This window comes from Pseudomonas sp. FP2254, assembly GCF_030687695.1.
Lineage (GTDB): Bacteria > Pseudomonadota > Gammaproteobacteria > Pseudomonadales > Pseudomonadaceae > Aquipseudomonas > Aquipseudomonas quebecensis.
In genome coordinates this window covers 487245-508736 of the sequence record NZ_CP117444.1, presented here as the reverse complement: position 1 = coordinate 508736, position 21492 = coordinate 487245, and the positions used below count along the sequence as shown (strand labels likewise).

Annotated in this window: 12 protein-coding genes and 1 pseudogene; 8 read left to right on the top strand and 5 right to left on the bottom strand. The window is 62.0% G+C overall.

The window, feature by feature from the left end; all coding sequences use genetic code 11:
* Window positions 1–92 precede the first annotated feature (92 nt).
* Window positions 93–1370: an O-acetylhomoserine aminocarboxypropyltransferase/cysteine synthase family protein gene (locus PSH94_RS02185; RefSeq protein ID WP_305436306.1), complete on the top strand. Its 1278-nt coding sequence runs from the start codon at window positions 93–95 to the stop codon at window positions 1368–1370.
* Here PSH94_RS02185 and PSH94_RS02180 read toward each other — a convergent pair.
* The 3 genes from PSH94_RS02180 to putP all read right to left on the bottom strand — a co-directional run bounded on the left by PSH94_RS02180 (window position 1356) and on the right by putP (window position 5809).
* On the bottom strand, window positions 1356–2081 hold the full coding sequence (locus PSH94_RS02180; protein ID WP_305436304.1) for a DUF4123 domain-containing protein: 726 nt from the start codon (window positions 2079–2081) through the stop codon (window positions 1356–1358). The genes PSH94_RS02185 and PSH94_RS02180 overlap by 15 nt on opposite strands.
* 20 nt (window positions 2082–2101) lie before the next feature.
* Window positions 2102–4117, bottom strand: coding sequence for a type VI secretion system tip protein VgrG (locus PSH94_RS02175; protein ID WP_305436302.1), 2016 nt, complete (start codon window positions 4115–4117; stop codon window positions 2102–2104).
* A gap of 207 nt (window positions 4118–4324) precedes the next feature.
* Window positions 4325–5809 carry a sodium/proline symporter PutP gene (putP, locus tag PSH94_RS02170; protein WP_181080386.1) on the bottom strand — a complete coding sequence of 495 codons (1485 nt, stop codon included), beginning with the start codon at window positions 5807–5809 and terminating at the stop codon, window positions 4325–4327.
* Between the two features lie 457 nt (window positions 5810–6266).
* Here putP and putA point away from each other — a divergent pair, with 457 nt between their 5' ends.
* Both putA and PSH94_RS02160 read left to right on the top strand, forming a co-directional pair.
* Window positions 6267–10220 (top strand): trifunctional transcriptional regulator/proline dehydrogenase/L-glutamate gamma-semialdehyde dehydrogenase, encoded by a 3954-nt coding sequence (gene putA, locus PSH94_RS02165; RefSeq protein WP_305436300.1) that lies wholly within the window; start codon window positions 6267–6269, stop codon window positions 10218–10220.
* A 171-nt stretch (window positions 10221–10391) separates the two neighbouring features.
* Entirely contained in the window at window positions 10392–12194 is a 1803-nt protein-coding gene (locus tag PSH94_RS02160; RefSeq protein ID WP_305436298.1) for an acyl-CoA dehydrogenase, read from the top strand.
* Here the strand turns inward: PSH94_RS02160 and PSH94_RS02155 are convergent.
* Window positions 12191–12481 (bottom strand): cell division protein ZapA, encoded by a 291-nt coding sequence (locus PSH94_RS02155; protein WP_181080383.1) that lies wholly within the window; start codon window positions 12479–12481, stop codon window positions 12191–12193. The genes PSH94_RS02160 and PSH94_RS02155 overlap by 4 nt on opposite strands.
* Complete coding sequence (locus PSH94_RS02150; protein ID WP_024073014.1) at window positions 12478–12708, bottom strand: hypothetical protein; 231 nt, start codon at window positions 12706–12708, stop codon at window positions 12478–12480. The genes PSH94_RS02155 and PSH94_RS02150 overlap by 4 nt, the downstream gene beginning before the upstream one ends.
* A gap of 281 nt (window positions 12709–12989) precedes the next feature.
* On the opposite strand from PSH94_RS02150, the pseudogene PSH94_RS25990 reads away from it, so the two are divergent.
* From PSH94_RS25990 to selO, 5 genes and pseudogenes are all read left to right on the top strand, one after another.
* Window positions 12990–13712 (top strand): annotated as a pseudogene (locus tag PSH94_RS25990) (MCP four helix bundle domain-containing protein); the annotation flags it as partial.
* A gap of 30 nt (window positions 13713–13742) precedes the next feature.
* Window positions 13743–14615 (top strand): methyl-accepting chemotaxis protein, encoded by an 873-nt coding sequence (locus PSH94_RS25985; RefSeq protein WP_370694756.1) that lies wholly within the window; start codon window positions 13743–13745, stop codon window positions 14613–14615.
* Window positions 14616–14790: 175 nt separating this feature from the next.
* A complete protein-coding gene (locus PSH94_RS02140; RefSeq protein WP_181080381.1) occupies window positions 14791–16533 on the top strand; it encodes a potassium/proton antiporter in 1743 nt (580 codons plus the stop codon).
* Window positions 16534–16582: 49 nt separating this feature from the next.
* Window positions 16583–19966 (top strand): mechanosensitive channel MscK, encoded by a 3384-nt coding sequence (gene mscK / locus PSH94_RS02135; protein WP_181080380.1) that lies wholly within the window; start codon window positions 16583–16585, stop codon window positions 19964–19966.
* 48 nt (window positions 19967–20014) lie between these two features.
* On the top strand, window positions 20015–21478 hold the full coding sequence (gene selO / locus PSH94_RS02130) for a protein adenylyltransferase SelO (protein ID WP_305436295.1): 1464 nt from the start codon (window positions 20015–20017) through the stop codon (window positions 21476–21478).
* Window positions 21479–21492: the final 14 nt, after the last annotated feature.

The following is a 21492-nucleotide window of genomic DNA, read 5'->3' as shown; positions in this document are numbered from 1 at the left end:
AAGGCAGCAGGCGGGCGGAAAAAAATCTAAATACCCGCCTGAGCGCGGATTTATTGTGGCGGGCACCCAATCCAAGGAGGTCAATTGCCATCATGAAAGACGCCACCCTCGCCCTGCACCACGGCTTCAAGTCGGACCCGGCCACCAAGGCCGTGGCCGTGCCGATCTACCAGAACGTCGCTTTCGAATTCGACAACGCCCAGCACGGCGCCGACCTGTTCAACCTGGACGTACCCGGCAATATCTACACGCGCATCATGAACCCCACCAACGATGTCCTGGAGCAACGTATCGCCGCCCTCGAAGGCGGCATCGCGGCGCTGGCGGTGTCAGCCGGTAGCGCGGCGATCCATTATGCGATCCAGACCCTGACCCGCGCCGGAGACAATATCGTCACCACGCCGCAACTGTACGGCGGCACCTATACCTTGTTCGCCCATTTGCTGCCCAGCTTTGGTGTGGACGTGCGGTTCGCCCGGGACGATAGCGCCGAGGCCATCGCCGAGCTGATCGATGACCAGACCAAGCTGGTGTACTGCGAGAGCATCGGCAATCCGGCGGGCAATATCATCGATCTGGAGGCCCTGGCCAAGGTGGCACACGCCCGAGGTGTGCCGTTGATGGTGGACAACACCGTCGCCACGCCGATCCTGTGCAAACCCATTCAGTTCGGCGCCGATATCGTCGTGCATTCGGTAACCAAATACATCGGCGGCCATGGCAATTCGCTCGGCGGAGTGATCGTCGACAGTGGCACCTTCCCCTGGACGCAGTACCCGGAAAAATTCCCCGGCCTCAACCGGCCCGAGCCGGCTTATCACGGCGTGGTCTACACCGAAAAATTCGGCCCCGCCGCGTTCATCGCCCGCGCGCGTACCGTGCCCTTGCGCAACACCGGTGCGGCCCTGGCGCCGATGAATGCCTTTCTGTTGCTGCAAGGCTTGGAAACCCTGGCGCTGCGCATGGAACGCCACACCGAGAACGCGCTCAAGGTTGCGCAGTTTCTACAAGGGCATGCCGACGTGGAATGGGTCAGCTACGCGGGCCTGCCGGAGCACCCGCACCATCGACTGGCGCAGAAATACATGCAAGGCAAGCCATCGGCGATCCTGTCTTTCGGCCTGAAGGGCGGCTATGACGCCGGCGTGCGTTTCTACGATGCACTGCAGATCTTCAAACGCTTGGTGAACATCGGCGACGCCAAATCCCTGGCCTGCCATCCGGCGTCCACCACCCATCGGCAGATGAACGAACAGGAGCAGGCCAAGGCCGGCGTGAAGCCGGAGATGATTCGCCTGTCGGTCGGCATCGAAGCCATTGAAGACCTGATCGACGATTTGCAGCAGGCACTGGGCTCAACTCGCCTCTGAGTCGAGATAGTCCGTCAGCGCCGCATAGGTGACCACGGGCCCACGGGCGAAATACGCGACCTTGTGCTGCAGGGTCGGGGGCGTGAAGGCGGCGCAAAGGTCCGGGCGCTGTTCCTCAAGCCATTGCAGCAGGTTGTCGATCCGGGTCTGCGGCGATTGTTCGGCCAGATGCTCCAGCAACGTGGCAGGCACTTGCCACCAGGGGCTGGTCTTGGCGGCGCCGACCGGGGCCGTCGCAACGGCCAGCGGCTGCCCATTGATCAAGTAGCGCTGGAACACCGGCAGCACCTGCCCCGCGTCCCTGCCCAGATGCTGCAGCAGCGGCAGCACCTGCGTGCCATCCCAAAAGCGCAGGAACACTGCCTGCCCCTCGGGCAGGTTCACTTGGGTCAAGCCCTGCAGATGGGCGAGTACCACCTCCAACGGGCTGGATGACACCGCCAGCCAGCCCCAGTCCTCGGCCTGGGTGTGCGTCACCCAATCGAGAAACGCGCTGCCGGGCTCGACCCGTGCAAGGTAAGGCATGACCTGCGTCCAGTCCGCGTAGGCGGTGCCTGCCCATATGGCGCGCGGCGAGGCTCCCGCGGCCATGCCTTGCCAGGCGTCGAACGGCTTGGCATCGCTGGCACTGCCCAGCACCGCGAAGAGTTGCTCATGGGGTTGCAGGGGCCATTGGGCCAGCCAGGCACCGGGTGACAGAGGTTGCTCCATTGGGGATAAGTTCCTTGGGTTCAAAGTTGACTGATGGGGCGATCAGCGACATCACACTGCCCGTTCTTGCAGCGCTCACACTCTTCACAGAACGGCGCGCTGCGTTTCAGGCTGGCTATCTGCACACGGCTCAACGGAGCCGGGAGCACCGCCAGCACTTTATCCCTCAGCCCGGGCAGCAACGGCGCCGGAGCAGGCGCGGGAGCACCGCCCAACTGGATCTCCACGCTGCTGAAGATGCCGGCGGCGGACACCGTGATCGACTGCCCACCGGCCTGAATCGTGACACTGGCACCCGCATCGATGACGACGCTCTGGCCGGCGCCGATCCGGATCACCTGCTCCGCGCGTACCTGCTGTGAACCACCGATCACGAGGTGGTCGTCCTGCTTGAGTTGCGTCAGGCGGTTGCCATGGGTGATGCGCTGCTCTTCACCCTGCAGTTCATGGTGCGACTCGCCGCCCACGGTGATTCGACGCCGGTTGTCCACCCGCACCTGCTGGTCATGCAGCACATGTTGGGTCCAATCTCGCTGGGCGCGCAGGTAGATTTCCTCGGCGCCCTTGCGGTCCTCGATGCGCAGTTCGTTGTATCCGCCGCCGCCAGGGCTGCTTTGGCTGCGCAGGATGCTGCGGGTCTTGTCCGCCGGCAGGTCGAGGGGCAACGGCGTCGCGGCGTTGGCCAGGCAGCCGACCACCACAGGCATGTCCATGTCGCCATTCAAAAAGCCCACCAGCACTTCCATGCCCACCCGTGGGATCAGTACCGCGCCGTAGCGATCATGGGCCCAGCCGCTGGCGACCCGCAGCCAGCAGCTGGAATGCTCGTCATGTGTGCCGTGGCGGTCCCAGGCCAGTTGCACTTTGACGCGACCGTATTCGTCGCAATGGATTTCACTGTCGGTGGGGCCGGTCACCACCGCGTTCTGGTAACCCGTCAGCGGCCTGCGCGATGGCAAGGGTGGGCGAAAAACCACCTCCCAGGGCGCTGCGACGAAGTGGTTGGAGTAGCCCTGACGCATTTCCCCACCGGCGACCTCGGTCACCGCCTCTTCGAGTACCTGGGGCTGGCTGCCCTCGTGAGTCACGTCGGTCATGAGCCACAAGTCGTTCCACTCCTGGCGCGGATGCCCGGCCAGCTTGAGGAAACGTCCGCAGGCGAGCGCCGGCTCATCCCCGCTGCCGAAGGCTAAGCAATGCTCGCTGCGGTGACGCTCCAGGCCCCGCTGCGCCAGGTGCTTACCCTCTACACGGTCGGTGAAATGGCCGGGGTAGCCCTGCGCTTCAAGGCGCGAATTCTGCTCGTCGGACACCGTGCTTTCCAGCGTCAGGCGTGGCTTGCGCCAATCGTAATCGCGCAGGCTCAGAGCCGTCGTACAGGTGCGCAGTTGTACCGCGAAACGCTTGATGGCCGGCGTGTCCGCCACCATCCCGGACCCTGCGGCGTAGAGCGTGGCGTCCTCGGCCCGGGCGAACACGGTCTGGTCATCGCCAAATACCAGCAAATGGCCTTCGGGCGAATGCCGAAAGTGGTAGTGAATGCCCAGCTCGGCACACAGGCGCTGAATGAATGCCAGGTCGGTCTCAGCGAACTGCACGCAATACTCGCGTTCGGGGTAGGTGCCACTTAAGCGAAACTCGAATCGATCGGCCTGGATGCCCTGCTCTTTAAGAACCTGGGCAACGATCTGCGGTACGGTCTTATGCTGGAAAATGCGTGGGTGGCTGCTATGGGCCAGATAGGCCAACTGAGGTACCAGACGAACGCTGTAACGGGTCAGCCGCCGCCCGGAGTCGCCCTGCGCCACATGGTCCACTACGCCATGCACACCGTGCCCATGCGCATCAAACCCCAGATAAGCCTGGCGATGCAGCAGACCTTCCAGGTCAAGGTCAGGCTGCTCGCCGACCAGTTCCAAATCAAAATGATAGGGCTGGCTGAGTACTTCACGACCTTTGAAACGGTAGACCTTTAGGTCGCTGGGCACCCCATCCAGGGTCAGGGTAAAGGCACTTTGATTGGCAGGCGCGAACATCCGATGTTTCTCTGCGAAGGCTGGGGGGGGCGATTCTGCAACAGTGTCGTGTCCTGCTGAGCACTGCTCGCACAAATCAGTAAAGCCCTACGCACGAGTGTGCGAATCGTCAGCTTGCATGCGCCAAATCATTCGCAAAAAAAAGGCCCGCTATCCGTAGGATGCGGGCCTTTCGTTTAACTCATCAGACGCTGGGCGCCCGTCGAATTACTTGTTGAGGTTGTAGTCTTTTTCCGCAGCATCAAAACGCTCGACCATACCCGCAGTCGGCGCGCCCAGTTTGCTTACGATGTAGATCGCCAGGCTGGCAAAGATAAAGCCAGGGATGATTTCGTACAGCCCCAGCAGAGCGAAGTGTTTCCACACAATCACGGTAATCGCGCCGACCAGGATGCCGGCCAGAGCGCCATTGCGGGTCATGTTTTTCCAGATTACCGAAATCAGCACCACAGGTCCGAACGCGGCGCCGAAACCGGCCCAGGCGTAGCTCACCAGGCCCAGGACGCGGTTGTTCGGGTTGGCGGCCATGGCGATGGCGATCAAGGCCACCAGCAGCACCATCAGCCGGCCGACCCAGACCAATTCAACCTGGGACGCGCTCTTGCGCAGGAAGGTCTTGTAGAAGTCTTCGGTCAGGGCGCTGGAGCACACCAGCAGCTGGCAGCTCAAGGTGCTCATTACCGCCGCCAGGATGGCTGACAGCAGCACGCCAGCGATCCATGGGTTGAACAGCAGCTTGGCCAGTTCGATAAACACACGTTCGTGGTTCTCGGTCACCGGCCCGGCCACTTCCGGGTGCGCCGAAAAGTAGGCGATGCCGAAAAAGCCCACGGCCACGGTGCCACCCAGGCACAGGATCATCCAGGTCATGGAGATGCGGCGCGCGTTGGCGATCGACTTCACCGAATCGGCCGCCATGAAGCGCGCGAGAATGTGCGGCTGGCCGAAGTAACCCAGGCCCCAGCCCATCAGCGAGATGATGCCGATGAAGGTGGTGTTCTTGAGCATGTTGAAGTTGTCGGGGTTCTTGGCTTCGATCGCCAGGAACGTGGTGTCGACGCCGCCGGTGGCCAGCAGCACGATGATCGGCGTGAGAATCAGCGCAAAGATCATCAGCGTGGCTTGTACGGTGTCCGTCCAGCTCACCGCCAGGAAACCGCCAACGAAGGTGTAGGCAATGGTCGCCGCCGCACCGGCCCACAGCGCAGTCTCGTAGGACATGCCGAAGGTGCTTTCGAACAGACGCGCGCCGGCGACGATACCCGAGGCGCAGTAGATGGTGAAGAACACCAGGATTACCACCGCGGAGATGATCCGCAGCAGGCCGCTTTTATCTTCGAAGCGGCTGGAAAAATAGTCCGGCAGCGTCAGGGCGTCGCCGTTGTGTTCGGTCTGTACCCGCAGGCGACCGGCCACGAACAGCCAGTTGAGGTAGGCACCGACGATCAGGCCGATGGCGATCCAGCTTTCCGACAGACCGGACATGTAGATGGCGCCCGGCAGGCCCATCAACAACCAGCCGCTCATATCGGAAGCGCCGGCCGACAAGGCCGTTACCACGCTACCGAGGCTGCGACCGCCCAGGATGTAATCGGAAAGGTTGTTGGTGGAGCGATAGGCCATGAAGCCGATCAGCACCATTGCTGCGATATAGATCACGAATGTGATCAGGGTTGGATTGCTAACGCTCATAAGAAGTGACGCCCTGGCTTTGTTTTTATGTAGCGGCGACCTGTCAGACGCCTCCCGTTTAAGGGCTGGACGAACCTGCACGCCGCGCATTTATGACTGGCGTTTCCCCAGGAAAGCCGCCAGCCGATGAACCGAGCCCGTAAGCTGGTTGCACCTTGGCCGCGAATGCTATTCAACAAAGCAAATAAGGTGCAACCAGTTTCTCGAGAATAAGTTGCACCCTGACGCAATTTGCAGAAAAGGCCTCGTTTTTGCTCCTTTTCGGAGCAAGGAGCGCCGATCTCAGAAGTAAATGCACCAAGACACAGCGGATTGTGCAGCCGCCAAATTATTTCCGACGAAGCCACTCACATTTCACAAATAAAAAGGGTTGCACCCGGTTGCACCTCTTGATGGGCAAAGCTAATCTTGCCGCCAGCTAATGCCACGCGGTAGTGGCACCCATGAGGATAAGAAAATGGCGACGACCACCCTTGGGGTCAAACTCGACGACCCGACCCGCGAACGCTTGAAGGCGGCCGCGACCTCCATTGATCGCACGCCGCACTGGCTGATCAAGCAGGCGATTTTCAATTACCTGGAGAAACTCGAGGGTGGTGCAACCCTGACCGAACTCAACGGCTCGGGCACCAAGGACGCCGACGACGCAGGCGACGTCCAGACCGACCACGCCCACCAGTGCTTCCTCGAGTTTGCCGAAAGCATCCTGCCGCAGTCCGTATTGCGTGCCTCGATCACTGCCGCTTACCGCCGCCCTGAGCCGGAAGTGGTGCCGATGCTGATCGAGCAGGCCCGCCTCCCGGCGCCAATGGCCGAGGCCACCAATAAACTGGCTGCCACCATTGCCGAGAAACTGCGCAATCAGAAGAGTGCCGGCGGCCGTGCCGGGATTGTTCAGGGCCTGCTGCAGGAATTTTCCCTGTCGTCCCAGGAGGGCGTGGCGCTGATGTGCCTGGCCGAAGCGCTGCTGCGCATTCCGGACAAGGGCACCCGCGACGCACTGATCCGCGACAAGATCAGCACCGGCAACTGGCAGCCGCACCTGGGCAACAGCCCGTCGCTGTTCGTCAACGCCGCCACCTGGGGCCTGTTGCTGACTGGCAAGCTGGTCGCCACCCATAACGAAGCCGGCCTCACCTCGTCCCTGAGCCGCATCATCGGCAAGAGCGGCGAGCCGATGATCCGCAAGGGCGTCGACATGGCCATGCGCTTGATGGGCGAGCAGTTCGTGACCGGCGAAACCATCGCCGAAGCGTTGGCCAACGCGAGCAAGTTCGAAGCCAAGGGCTTCCGTTACTCCTACGACATGCTCGGTGAAGCCGCCCTGACCGAACACGACGCCCAGAAGTACCTGGCCTCGTACGAGCAAGCTATTCACTCCATCGGCAAAGCCTCCCACGGCCGTGGGATTTATGAAGGCCCCGGTATCTCCATCAAGCTGTCGGCGCTGCACCCGCGCTACAGCCGTGCGCAATACGAGCGCGTGATGGATGAGCTGTACCCGCGCCTGCTGTCCCTGACCCTGCTGGCCAAGCAATACGACATCGGCCTGAACATCGACGCCGAAGAAGCCGACCGCCTGGAGCTGTCACTGGATCTGCTGGAGCGCCTGTGCTTCGAGCCGCAACTGACCGGCTGGAACGGCATCGGTTTCGTAATCCAGGCTTACCAGAAGCGTTGCCCATACGTGATCGACTACGTCATCGACCTGGCGCGCCGCAGCCGCCATCGCCTGATGATCCGCCTGGTGAAAGGCGCGTACTGGGACAGCGAGATCAAGCGCGCCCAGGTCGAAGGCCTGGAAGGCTATCCGGTGTACACGCGCAAGGTATACACCGACGTTTCCTACATTGCCTGCGCGCGCAAACTGCTGTTGGTGCCGGAAGTCATCTATCCGCAGTTCGCTACGCACAACGCCCACACCTTGTCGGCCATTTACCATATTGCCGGTCAGAACTATTACCCCGGCCAGTACGAGTTCCAGTGCCTGCACGGCATGGGCGAACCGCTGTACGAGCAGGTGGTAGGCAAAGTGGCCGACGGCAAGCTGAACCGTCCGTGCCGCGTGTACGCCCCGGTCGGCACTCACGAAACACTGCTGGCTTACCTGGTGCGTCGCCTGCTTGAAAACGGCGCCAACACCTCGTTCGTCAACCGCATCGCCGACCAGTCGATTTCGATCCAGGAGCTGGTGGCCGACCCGGTGGCCAGCATCGAGCAGATGGCCACCGTGGAAGGCGGCTTCGGCCTGCCGCACCCGCGCATTCCGCTGCCGCGTGACCTGTATGGCAGCGACCGTGCCAATTCGGCCGGTATCGACCTGGCCAACGAACACCGCCTGGCATCGCTGTCCTGCGCCCTGCTGGCCACCGCTCACAACAACTGGAAAGCCGCACCGATGCTCGGTTGCGCCTCCAGCGAGCAAGCGCCGACAGCGGTGTTGAACCCGTCCGACCTGCGCGATGTGGTCGGCCAGGTACAGGAAGCCACCGTCGAAGACGTCGACAACGCCATCCAATGCGCGATCAACGCCGGTCCGATCTGGCAGGCCACCCCGCCGGCAGAGCGCGCCGCCATCCTGGAACGCGCCGCCGACCTGATGGAAGGCGAGATCCAGCCGCTGATGGGCCTGCTGGCCCGCGAAGCCGGCAAGACCTTTGCCAACGCCATCGCCGAAGTGCGCGAGGCCGTGGATTTCCTGCGCTACTACGCGGTGCAGGCGCGCAACGACTTTACCAACGACGCCCACCGCCCGCTGGGCCCGGTGGTATGTATCAGCCCATGGAACTTCCCGCTGGCAATCTTCAGTGGCCAGGTCGCCGCAGCGCTGGCTGCCGGTAACCCGGTGCTCGCCAAGCCTGCCGAGCAAACCCCGCTGGTGGCGGCCCAGGCTGTGCGCCTCCTGCTGGAGGCCGGTATCCCGGAAGGCGTGCTGCAACTGCTGCCGGGCCAGGGCGAAACCGTCGGCGCGCGTCTGGTGGGTGACGATCGCGTCAAAGGCGTGATGTTCACCGGTTCCACCGAAGTGGCGCGCCTGCTGCAACGCAATGTGGCCGGTCGCCTGGATGCCCAGGGCCGTCCGATCCCGTTGATCGCCGAAACCGGCGGCCAGAACGCGATGATCGTCGACTCCTCGGCGCTGACCGAACAAGTGGTCATCGACGTGGTGTCGTCGGCCTTCGACAGCGCCGGCCAGCGTTGCTCGGCCCTGCGCGTGTTGTGCCTGCAGGAAGATTCGGCGGACCGCGTCATCGAAATGCTCAAGGGCGCCATGGCCGAATGTCGCCTCGGCAACCCGGAGCGCCTGTCGGTGGACATCGGCCCGGTGATCGACGCCGAAGCCAAGGCCGGCATCGAGAAACACATCCAGGCCATGCGCGATAAAGGCCGCACTGTGTACCAGGTGGCGATTGCCGACGGCGAAGAAATCAAGCGCGGCACCTTCGTGATGCCAACCCTGATCGAACTGGAAAGCTTCGACGAACTGCAGCGCGAGATCTTCGGCCCGGTGCTGCACGTAGTGCGCTACAAGCGCAAAGAGATCGACCAGTTGATCGGTCAGATCAACGCGTCCGGCTATGGCCTGACCCTGGGCGTGCACACGCGTATCGACGAAACCATCGCCAAAGTGATCGACAACGTTCATGCCGGTAACGTCTACGTTAACCGCAACATCGTAGGTGCCGTGGTCGGCGTGCAGCCGTTCGGCGGCGAAGGCCTGTCGGGCACCGGCCCGAAAGCCGGTGGTCCGCTGTACCTGTACCGTTTGCTGTCGACTCGTCCTACCGATGCGATCGAGCAATCCTTCGTTCGCGCCGACAAAGTGGCCGCACCGGACATGCGCCTGCGCGACGCCATGAGCCAACCGCTGACCGCCCTGAAAAGCTGGGCAGACAGCAATAAGTTCAGCGAACTGAGCGCCCTGTGCACTCAATTCGCCGCGCAATCGCAAAGCGGTATCACCCGCCAACTGGCCGGCCCGACCGGTGAGCGCAACAGCTACGCCATCCTCCCTCGCGAGCACGTTCTGTGCCTGGCAGACGTGGAAGGCGACCTGTTGACTCAATTGGCGGCGGTATTGGCGGTGGGTGGCTCGGCGGTATGGCCGGAAACCGACCTGACCAAAGCCTTGTTCCCACGCCTGCCGAAGGATATTCAGGCGAAGATCAAGCGCGTAGCCGATTGGACCAAGGACGGCGTGGTGTTCGACGCCGTTCTGCACCACGGCGACTCCGATCAATTGCGCGCGGTATGCCAGCAAGTGGCACAGCGTGGCGGGGCGATTGTCGGGGTGCATGGGTTGTCCCAGGGCGAGACCTCCATTGCGTTGGAGCGCCTGGTGATCGAGCGGGCATTGAGCGTCAACACCGCTGCGGCGGGCGGTAACGCCAGCCTGATGACCATCGGCTAACCCTGAAAGAAATACAGCTGGACAATGTGGGAGGGGCAAACCCCCTCCCACATTCGACTGCATTGCAAATGATCATCTGTGTTTTGCCGTTCCATCACTTAGATCAATCTTGCTATTCACCCTTAATTCGCGCACTTAGACTCAGGCCAATTCCTACAAAGGTAATCCGCCATGTCCGAGACGCTGCTCAGTTCCCGCAATCTGGCTTTCGAGCTGTACGAAGTCCTCGATGCCGAGGGCCTGACCCAGCGCGAGCGGTTTGCCGAGCACAACCGTGAAACCTTCGATGCGGCCATCAGCACCGCACGCAGCATCGCCGAAAAGTATTTCGCGCCCCATAACCGCAAAAACGACGAAAACGAACCGCGCTATGAAGACGGCAAGGCCATCCTCATCCCGGAGGTCAAGCCGGCCGTGGACGCGTTTCTGGAGGCTGGCTTTCTCAATGCCGCGCGCAGTTTCGAGGCTGGCGGCATGCAGTTGCCGACCCTGCTGTCCCAAGCCTGCTTCGCGCACTTCCAATCGGCCAACGCGGCGTCCACCTCGTACCCGTTCCTGACCATGGGCGCGGCCAACCTGATTGAAAGCTTCGGCACCGAGGAGCAGAAACAGCGCTTCCTGCAGCCGATGATCGAAGGACGCTTCTTCGGCACCATGGCGTTGACCGAGCCCCATGCCGGCTCGTCGTTGTCGGATATTCGTACACGCGCAGAACCTGCGGATGACGGCACCTATCGCCTCAAAGGCAACAAGATCTTTATTTCCGGCGGTGATCACCCCTTGTCGGAAAACATCGTGCACATGGTGCTGGCCAAGTTGCCGGATGCGCCGCCTGGGGTGAAGGGCATTTCGCTGTTTATCGTGCCTAAATTCCTGGTCAACGACGACGGCAGCCTGGGCGCACGCAACGACGTGCTGCTGGCAGGGCTGTTTCACAAGATGGGCTGGCGTGGCACCACGTCCACAGCGCTGAATTTCGGTGACAACGGCAACTGCGTGGGCTACCTGGTAGGCAAGCCGCATCAGGGCCTGAGCTGCATGTTCCAGATGATGAACGAGGCGCGTATTGGCGTGGGCATGGGCGCGGTGATGCTCGGCTACGCCGGTTACCTGTACTCGCTGGAATACGCCCGCGAACGCCCGCAAGGCCGCTTGCCGGACAGTAAGGACCCCACGACCGCACCGGTCTCGATCATCCAGCACGCGGACATCAAGCGCATGCTGCTGACGCAAAAAGCCTACGTGGAAGGTGCCTTCGATCTTGGCCTGTATGCGGCGCGCCTGTTCGACGACACCACTACGCTGGTCAGCGAGGCAGAGCGCAAGCAGGCCCACGAATTGCTGGACCTGCTCACCCCCATCGTTAAATCCTGGCCGTCGGAGTTCTGCCTCAAGGCCAACGAGCTGGCGATCCAGATTCTCGGCGGCCACGGCTACACCCGCGAATACCCGGTGGAGCAGTACTACCGTGATAACCGCCTCAATCCGATCCATGAAGGCACCCATGGCATCCAGTCCCTGGACTTGCTGGGTCGCAAGCTGGCGCAGAACGGCGGCGCGGGGCTCAAGCAACTGATCCGCCTGATCGCTGACACCGGCGCGCGCGCCCAGCAGTACCCGTCACTCACCGCATTGCGTGAACCGCTGGAGCACCTGCTCAACAGACTGCAAAGCGTCACACTCGGCCTGTTGACGGACCTCTCGCAAGGCAAGGTCAACAGCAGCCTGGCGAACTCGGCGCTGTACCTGAAGGTGTTCGGGCACACGGTGATTGGCTGGCGCTGGCTGGAGCAGGCGATTCGCGCCGAGGAAGGACTGGCCAAGGGCAATGCAGCGGACGCTGCGTTTTATAAAGGCAAGCTCCAGGCTGCCCGGTACTTCCTGACCTGGGAAGTACCGAGCTGCCATCATGAACTGGCGATTCTGGAGGCACGGGACGATACGTGCCTCGCGATGCAGGATGAGTGGTTCTAAGGCTGGATCGCCTTGGAAATCACCTCGACCGTGGCGCTGACTTGCTCTTGGTAACGGTCGAGTTCCTGTTGATGGGCCTGCTGCATTTCGATCTGCTCGGCGCATAGATTCAGCGCCGCCAGCACCAGTAATTTGTCACCGATCAACGTCGGGTACTTCTTCTTGGTGGTGGCCAGGGAGGCCTTGAGCATGGTCACGGCGTGCATCAGGGTCGTGTCTTCCCCGGCCGGCGCCTTGATCGAGTAATCCTCGCCGAGGATCGAAACGACCTTTATCCCTTCATTCATGCGCTCACAGGACCTGCGCTCACGCGCTCAACCAGCGCTTGGATACGGGCAGCGGTAGCACCGTGCTTTTCTTCCTGTTCCATCAGGTTCAGTTGCAGGCTGTCGTTTTCATCCTTGGCACGAGCGAGTTCTGCCTTAAGGGCTTCATTGCTGCCCAGCAAGTCCTGGTTTTGCTGTACCAAGTCGCTGACCAGTTGTTCCAGTTGGCTGAGGGATGCTTCTAACATTTTGATTTCTCGAGCTTTTTAAAAGGGCGGTGACGATAAAGAAAATTCACCTCGGATGCCAGGCTTATCCCGGCGCGCAGCCCGGTTTTTCAAGGGGCAGGCCACGCTTTCGAGCCTTAGTGACTGCATTTCCCCCATCTGGTTCCTGAATCCGTCCAACCCCTCGTCAGGTGCGACAAAAACGCACAGCACCCTTTAGACTTTAGTCTTACGACCGATAGCCATGCACATCCCGTCTCACGGCCGCACGGATCGCGCTTTTCCCCCTTCAGGATTTCAGCATGTCGCTTCGTAATATGAATATCGCGCCGAGGGCTTTCCTCGGTTTCGCGTTGATTGGTGCACTGATGTTGTTTCTCGGTGTGTTTGCCCTGAACCAGATGAGTAAGATCCGAGCCGCCGCGCAAGACATCACCCTGTCCAGTGTGCCGAGCATCCGCGCACTGGATGAATTCACCCAACTGACCCTGCGCCTGCGGGTACTGTCGTACCGCCTGCTGACCAATCGCGAACCGGACGTGCAGCAAAAAACCCTGGAAGCGTTCGAACTGCGCAACCAACAGATCCGCACCGCCCAGGCTACCTACGAAAAGCTGATTGAAAGCCGCGAGGAGCGCGCTGCCTACGATGAGTACGTGCGGCTGCTCGGCCAGTACCACCAGATCGAAGCGCGCATGAAGAGCCTGTCCCAGGCCAATCAGATGGATCAGTTGCGGACCCTGCTCAACACTGAGCTGTTGAGTAACTCGGAGCAGGTCAACGCAGTGCTGACACGCCTGCTGGATATCAACAACAGCATGGCGCTGGCGACCAATCAGGAAGCCAAGGATCAATACACCCTGGCCTTTGACCTGGTGGTGGGCCTGCTGGTGCTCGCCACCGCGTTGACGATGCTGTTCGCCTGGCTATTGACCCGCAGCATCACGCTGCCGATTTCCCAGGCATTGAGCGCCGCCGAGACCATCGCCGAGGGTAACCTGACGCAGCCGGTCCAGGTCGAAGGCAACGACGAAGCCGGTCGCCTGCTCGCCGCCATGGCGAAGATGCAGACCAAATTGCGCGACACCCTGCAGCGTATCGCCGGCTCGGCCACTCAGTTGGCCTCGGCGGCGGAAGAACTGAACGCAGTCACCGACGAAAGCGCGCGCGGCCTGACCCGACAGAACAACGAAATCGAACAGGCCGCCACGGCGGTCAACGAGATGACCAGCGCCGTCGAAGAAGTCGCGCGCAATGCCGTGAGCACGTCCGAAGCCTCACGCAATGCCACCGCTTCAGCCGGCGACGGCCGCGATCTGGTGCAGGAGACCGTCAGCGCCATCGAGCGCATGAGCGGCGACGTGCAGGCCACCGCCACCTTGATCGGTGACCTGGCCACTGAGTCGCGGGACATCGGCAAAGTGCTGGACGTGATTCGCGGCCTGGCCGACCAGACCAACCTGCTGGCCCTGAACGCCGCCATCGAAGCGGCTCGTGCCGGCGAAGCCGGGCGTGGATTTGCGGTGGTCGCCGACGAAGTCCGCGCCCTGGCCCATCGCACGCAGCAGTCCACCAGCGAAATCGAGCGGATGATCGGCAGCATCCAGGCCGGCACCGAACACGCCGTGAACTCGATGCGCAACAGCACCGAGCGCGCGGAATCGACGCTGAACATCGCCAAAGGCGCAGGGATGTCCCTGGAGACCATCAACAGCGCAATCGTCGAGATCAACGAACGTAACCTGGTGATCGCCAGCGCGGCGGAAGAGCAGGCGCAGGTGGCGCGGGAAGTGGATCGCAACCTGGTGAATATTCGTGATTTGTCGGTGCAATCGGCTACGGGCGCCAGCCAGACCAGCGCCGCGAGCAGCGAATTGTCACGCCTGGCGGTAGACCTGAACGGGATGGTAGGCCGCTTCCGCCTCTAACTGCCTGCACAGGCTTGAAAAATGTGGGAGAGGCTTGCCCCTCCCTCATTTGGATTCAGGTGAATCACAAAAGCTTTTTGACAGGGCGGCAATTCAACAGGTTAGAATCCCTGGCACGCAGACTGCATGGTCAGTTTGCGCCTCGTCTTATGTATCTGCTTATGGAGTACTGCCTTTGAATGCGACGACCATCAACAGCCTGTTCTTGATCGGCGCGTTGCTGGTAAGTGCGAGCATTCTGGTCAGTTCTCTTTCTTCACGCCTGGGCATCCCGATCCTGGTGATCATCCTGGCCGTGGGCATGGTCGCCGGCGTCGACGGCGGCGGCATCATCTTCGACAACTACCCGACCGCCTACCTGGTGGGCAACCTCGCACTGGCCGTGATCCTGCTCGACGGCGGCCTGCGAACCCGGGTGGCAAGTTTCCGCGTGGCGCTCTGGCCGGCATTATCGCTGGCCACGGTCGGGGTGTTGATCACCACCGGCCTTACCGGCATGGCGGCGGCCTGGCTGTTCAACCTCAACATTATCCAAGGCTTGCTGATCGGCGCGATTGTCGGTTCCACGGACGCCGCAGCGGTGTTCTCACTGCTGGGCGGCAAGGGCCTGAATGAGCGGGTCAGCGCCAGCCTGGAAATCGAATCCGGCAGCAACGACCCGATGGCGGTGTTCCTCACCGTCACCCTGATCGACATGCTCGCCAGCGGCCAGACCGGCCTGCACTGGAGCCTGCTGACACATTTGGTGCGCGAATTCGGCATCGGTGGCCTGGTCGGCCTGGGTGGCGGTTGGCTGATGCTGCAATTGGTCAATCGTATCAACCTGGCCACCGGCCTCTATCCGATCCTGGTGATCGCCGGCGGCCTGTTCGTTTTCGCCTTGACCAACGCCTTCCACGGCAGCGGCTTCCTCGCCGTGTACCTCTGCGGCCTCGTGATCGGTAACCGCCCGGTGCGCAGCCGGCATGGCATCTTGCATATGCTCGATGGCATGGCCTGGCTGGCGCAGATCGGCATGTTCCTGGTGCTGGGCCTGCTGGTCACGCCCCATGATCTGCTGCCGATCGCCCTGCCGGCCCTGGGCCTGGCACTGTGGATGATCCTGTTCGCGCGGCCGCTGTCGGTGATGGTCGGCCTGTTGCCGTTCAAGGCCTTCCACGGCCGCGAAAAAGCCTTCATCGCCTGGGTCGGCCTGCGCGGCGCGGTGCCGATCATCCTGGCGGTGTTCCCGCTGATGGCCGGCCTGCCCCATGCGCAGCTGTACTTCAACCTGGCGTTCTTTATCGTGCTGGTGTCGCTGCTGGTGCAGGGCACGAGCCTGCCGTGGGTGGCCAAGCTGCTGAAGGTCACCGTTCCGCCGGACCCGGCGCCGATCTCCCGCGCGGCACTCGAGGTCCACGTCACCAGCGAGTGGGAGTTGTTCGTCTACCGCCTGGGCGCGGAAAAATGGTGCATCGGCGCGGCCCTGCGTGAGCTGAAAATGCCCGAAGGCACGCGCATCGCTGCGCTGTTTCGTGGCCAACAACTGCTCCATCCGTCGGGTAGTACGGTGCTGGAAGTCGGCGATCTGCTCTGTGTCATCGGCCACGAACACAACCTGCCGGCCCTGGGCAAACTGTTCAGCCAGGCGCCGCAACGTGGCCTGGACCTACGCTTCTTCGGCGACTTCGTCCTCGAAGGCGACGCCCAACTGGGTGCGGTATCGGCGCTGTACGGCCTCAAACTCGACGGCATCGATCCGGACATGCCGCTGAGCCGATTCATCACCCAGAAAGTCGGCGGCGCCCCGGTGGTGGGCGACCAGGTGGAGTGGAACAACACCATCTGGACCGTCGCGGTCATGGACGGGAACAAGATCGGCAAAGTCGGCGTCAGATTCCCCGAAGGAAGTCGCCCGGGCCCCGGGCTCTTCCTCTAAACTGCGGGGCGACAATGCCCCCGATTCTTCACTTGCTCGACCGGTCTCTATGCCAATCCTGCGCACTTTTCTCGCCACTGCCCTGCTGGGCCTGACTCTTTGTGTCGGCAGCGTCTACGCCGCCGACCCTCCCAGCGCCGACGCCATCCAGCAATCCCTGGACAAACTGCCCGACCGCAAGCTGCCCGACGCCGACATGAAGGCGTTGCAGGCGATCCTGCAGCAGACGCTGACTTACCTGAGCAACAAGCAGGATTACGAGCAGCGCCTGGCCGACCTCAAGCGCCAGCTGGAAAACGCGCCACGCGAGACCGCCGATAACCAGCGCGAGCTGGCCCGACTCAAGGCCACCAAAATCGTGCCCGTGGCCCAGCGCTACGCCACGTTGCCGGTGCCGCAGCTCGAACAACTGCTGGTGCAGCGCAGCACCCAGCAAGGCGACCTGCAAAAAGAGCTGGCCGACGCCAATAGCCTGACCATCGCCGCCCAGACCCGCCCCGAGCGGGCGCAGACCGAAATCAGCAGCAGCCAGACGCGCATCCAGCAGATCAATACAATCCTCAAGACCGGCAAGGACAATGGCAAAGCCCTCAGTGGCGACCAGCGCAACCAGCTGAACGCTGAACTCGCCGCCTTGAACGCATTGATCCCGTTGCGCCGCCAGGAACTGGCCGGCAACAGCCAATTGCAAGACCTGGGCAACAGCCAGCACGACCTGATCCAGGAAAAAACCGCGCGCCTGGAGCAGGAAATCCAGGACCTGCAAACCCTGATCAACCAGAAGCGCCTGGCCCAATCGCAGCAAACCGTTACCCAGCAGTCCATCGAAGCGCAGAAAGCCGGCGGCAGCAGCCTGCTGGCCACCGAAAGCGCGGCCAACCTGAAGCTCTCGGACTACCTGCTCAAAAGCACCGACCGCCTCAACGACCTGACCCAGAAAAACCTGCAGACCAAGCAGCAGCTGGACACCGTCACCCAGAGCGACTCGGCGCTGGACGAGCAGATCAACGTGCTCAAGGGCAGCCTGCTGCTTTCCAAGATTCTTTATAAGCAAAAACAGGCATTGCCGCGTCTGACGGTGGACCGCGACCTGGCGGACGATATCGCCAACATTCGTCTGTACCAGTTCGAGGTCAACCAGCAGCGCGAGCTGATCAGCTCCCCCAGTGCCTATGTGGATAACCTGCTGACCAATCAGCCACCGGACGAAGTGACCCCGCAACTGCGGCGCACCCTGCTGGAACTGGCGATTACCCGCAGCGACCTGCTCGAACGCCTGAGCCGCGAGTTAAGCGCGCTGCTGAACGAATCCATCACCCTGCAACTGAACCAGAAACAACTGCTCAGCACCGCCACCACCCTGCGCGCCACGCTGGACGAACAGATGTTCTGGATCCCCAGCAACAAGCCGCTGGACACTGAGTGGCTGGAAACCGTGCCGGCGCACCTGAGCAAGCAAGTCACCACCCTGCCCTGGGCCTCCAGCGTCAGCGAATTGTATGACGGCCTGATCCAGCGCCCGCTGCTGTTTCTGCCATTGCTGCTGTTGATCGGCGCGCTGCTGTGGCGCCGCAAGGCCCTGTATCAGCGCCTGAACAAGGTGCACCTGGACATCGGCCACTTCAAGCGCGACAGCCAGTGGCACACGCCGCAGGCCATCCTGATCAACATTCTGCTGGCCATGCCGGTGTCCCTGGGCCTGGCCTTGTGCGGCTACGCGCTGCAGATCGACGCCCGAGGGCAGAACGCCAACCTGGGTTCGGCGCTGCTGCAGCTGGCCCAGGCGTGGCTGGTGTTCTACACCGCTTACCGGATTCTGGCGCCGGGCGGCGTGGCCGAACTGCACTTCCGCTGGGAAAAACCCCAGGTTGAATTCCTCCAAGGCTGGGTGCGCAAGCTCGGGTTGGTGGTGCTGGCACTCGTGGCGGTGGTAGCTATCGCCGAACACCAGCCGGCGGCGCTGGCCGACGATGTGCTGGGCATCGGCGTGGTGCTGACCTGCTACGCGTTGATGGCCTGGCTGCTGGGTCGCCTGCTGCTCTACAGCCCGACCCACGAAAAAGCCTCGCTGTTTCGCAAAGCCGTGGGCCTGTTGTTCACCGCGCTGCCCGTCGCGCTGTTTATCGCGGTGTGCTTCGGCTACTACTACACCGCTCTCAAGCTCAGCGACCGTTTGATCAACACCCTCTACCTGCTGATGCTCTGGCTGGTGATCGAAGCCACCTTTGTGCGCGGCCTCGGTGTCGCGGCGCGGCGCCTGGCTTATTCGCGTGCCCTGGCCAAACGCCAGGCTGCCAAGGAAGCCGGCGAAGGCGAAGCGGTGATCGAAGAACCGACCCTGGACATCGAACAGGTCAACGAACAGTCCATGCGCCTGATCCGCCTGGCCTTGCTCGGCGGCTTCATCGCGGCCCTGTACTGGGTGTGGTCGGACCTGATCTCGGTATTTTCCTACCTGGACAACGTCACCCTGTACGAATACACCAGCGGCACCGGCGCGAATATCAGCATGGTGCCCATCAGCATCGGCGACTTGCTCGGTGCGCTGATCATCATTGGCATCACCTTCGCCCTGGCGCGCAACCTGCCCGGCCTGCTGGAAGTGCTGGTGCTGTCCAAACTGGACCTGGCCCAGGGCAGCGCCTACGCCACCACCACCTTGCTGTCCTACATCATTGCCGGCGTGGGTTTTGTTTCGACCCTGTCCACCCTCGGCGTGAGCTGGGACAAGCTGCAATGGCTGGTGGCCGCGCTGTCGGTGGGCCTGGGCTTCGGCATGCAGGAAATTTTTGCCAACTTTATTTCCGGCATCATGATCCTGTTCGAACGCCCGGTGCGCATCGGCGACACCATCACCATCGGCAACCTGTCGGGCACGGTGAGCAAGATCCGCATCCGCGCCACCACCATCACCGACTTCGACCGCAAGGACATCATTGTCCCGAACAAAACGTTTATCACCGGGCAACTGATCAACTGGTCGCTGACCGACACCATCACCCGCGTCACGCTGAAACTGGGCGTGGACTACGGCTCCGACCTGGACCTGGTGAAGGAACTGTTGCTCAAGGCCGCGAGGGAAAACCCACGGGTTCTGAAAGATCCGGAACCCCATGTGTACTTCCTCAACTTCGGCGAAAGCACTCTGGACCACGAACTGCGCATGCACGTGCGCGACCTGGGCGACCGCAACCCGGTACTGGACGAGGTCAACCGCTATATCAACCGTGAGTTCAAGAAACAGCACATCAACATCTCGTTCCGGCAGATGGAGGTGTACCTCAAGAACATGCACGGCCAGGAATATAAGCTGGTGCCGGTCGAGGACGAGCGCAAGACCATCGCCGCCTCGACGCCGGAGCAGGACGCACCCGAGCCGCCCGCCGGAAAAGTCCAGGATGCACCTGAACCGCCACCGAGCAAACTCGACTAACGCATCCAGCCCCAGCAAAATGCGGGGGCATTCTGCTGGAGATGGCCGGTGAAAGCCCTCGATGAACTGACCTTCGACAACCGCTTCGCCCGTTTGGGCGACGCGTTCTCAACCCACGTTCTGCCCGAGCCCCTCGACGAGCCACGCCTGGTGGTGGCAAGCAATGCGGCCATGGGCCTGCTCGACCTCGACCCGGCGGTAGCGGCAACGCCGGTGTTTGCCGAACTGTTCGGTGGCCACAAGCTGTGGGCCGAAGCCGAACCGCGGGCGATGGTGTATTCCGGGCACCAGTTCGGCGGCTACACGCCGCAACTCGGCGACGGCCGTGGGTTGCTGTTGGGCGAGGTTTACAACGAAGCCGGCGAACACTGGGACCTGCACCTCAAGGGCGCGGGGATGACTCCCTACTCGCGCATGGGGGATGGCCGCGCGGTCCTGCGCTCGTCGATTCGCGAGTTCCTGGCGTCCGAAGCGCTGCACGCCTTGGGCATTCCCACCAGCCGCGCGCTGTGCGTGATCGGCTCCGACACGCCGGTATGGCGCGAGAAGCAAGAGCGCGGCGCAATGGTCCTGCGCCTGGCGCCCAGCCACATCCGCTTCGGGCATTTCGAATATTTTTATTACACCAAGCAGCCCGAGCAGCAGGCGCAACTGGCCGAACACGTGTTGAACCTGCACTACCCCGAATGCCGCGAACAGCCCGAGCCTTACCTGGCGATGTTCCGCGAAATCGTCGAACGCACTGCCGAGCTGATCGCCAAATGGCAGGCCTATGGTTTCTGCCACGGTGTGATGAACACTGACAACATGTCGATCCTGGGCATCACTTTCGATTACGGGCCGTTTGCGTTTCTGGATGATTTTGACGCGCATTTCATTTGCAACCATTCCGATCATGAAGGGCGCTATTCCTTCAGCAACCAAGTGCCGATTGGCCAGTGGAACCTCAGCGCGCTGGCCCAGGCGCTCACGCCGTTTATCAGCGTGGACGCCTTGAAGGAAGCGCTTGGCCTGTACCTGCCGTACTACCAGGCCCACTACCTGGACCTGATGCGCCGCCGATTGGGGCTGACCACCGCCGAGGACGACGACCAGAAGCTGGTCGAGCGGTTGCTCAAGCTGATGCAGAACAGCGGCGTGGATTACACACTGTTCTGGCGCCGCCTGGGGGATGAATCGGCAGCGCTGGCGGTGGCCAAGCTGCGCGATGATTTTGTCGACATGGCCGGGTTCGATGCCTGGGCGGAACTGTATAAAGCCCGTGTAGCGCGGGACGGGGACTACAGCGAAGAACAGCGTCGTGGACGGATGCACGCGGTAAACCCGCTGTACATCCTGCGCAATTACCTGGCGCAAAACGCCATTACCGCCGCCGAGTCAGGTGACTACAGCGAAGTACGGCGGCTGCACGAGGTGCTTTCCAAGCCGTTTGAGGAGCAGCCCGGCATGGAACAGTACGCGCAACGGCCGCCGGATTGGGGTAAGCATCTGGAGATCAGTTGTTCGTCGTGAAATCGAGAGGTCGA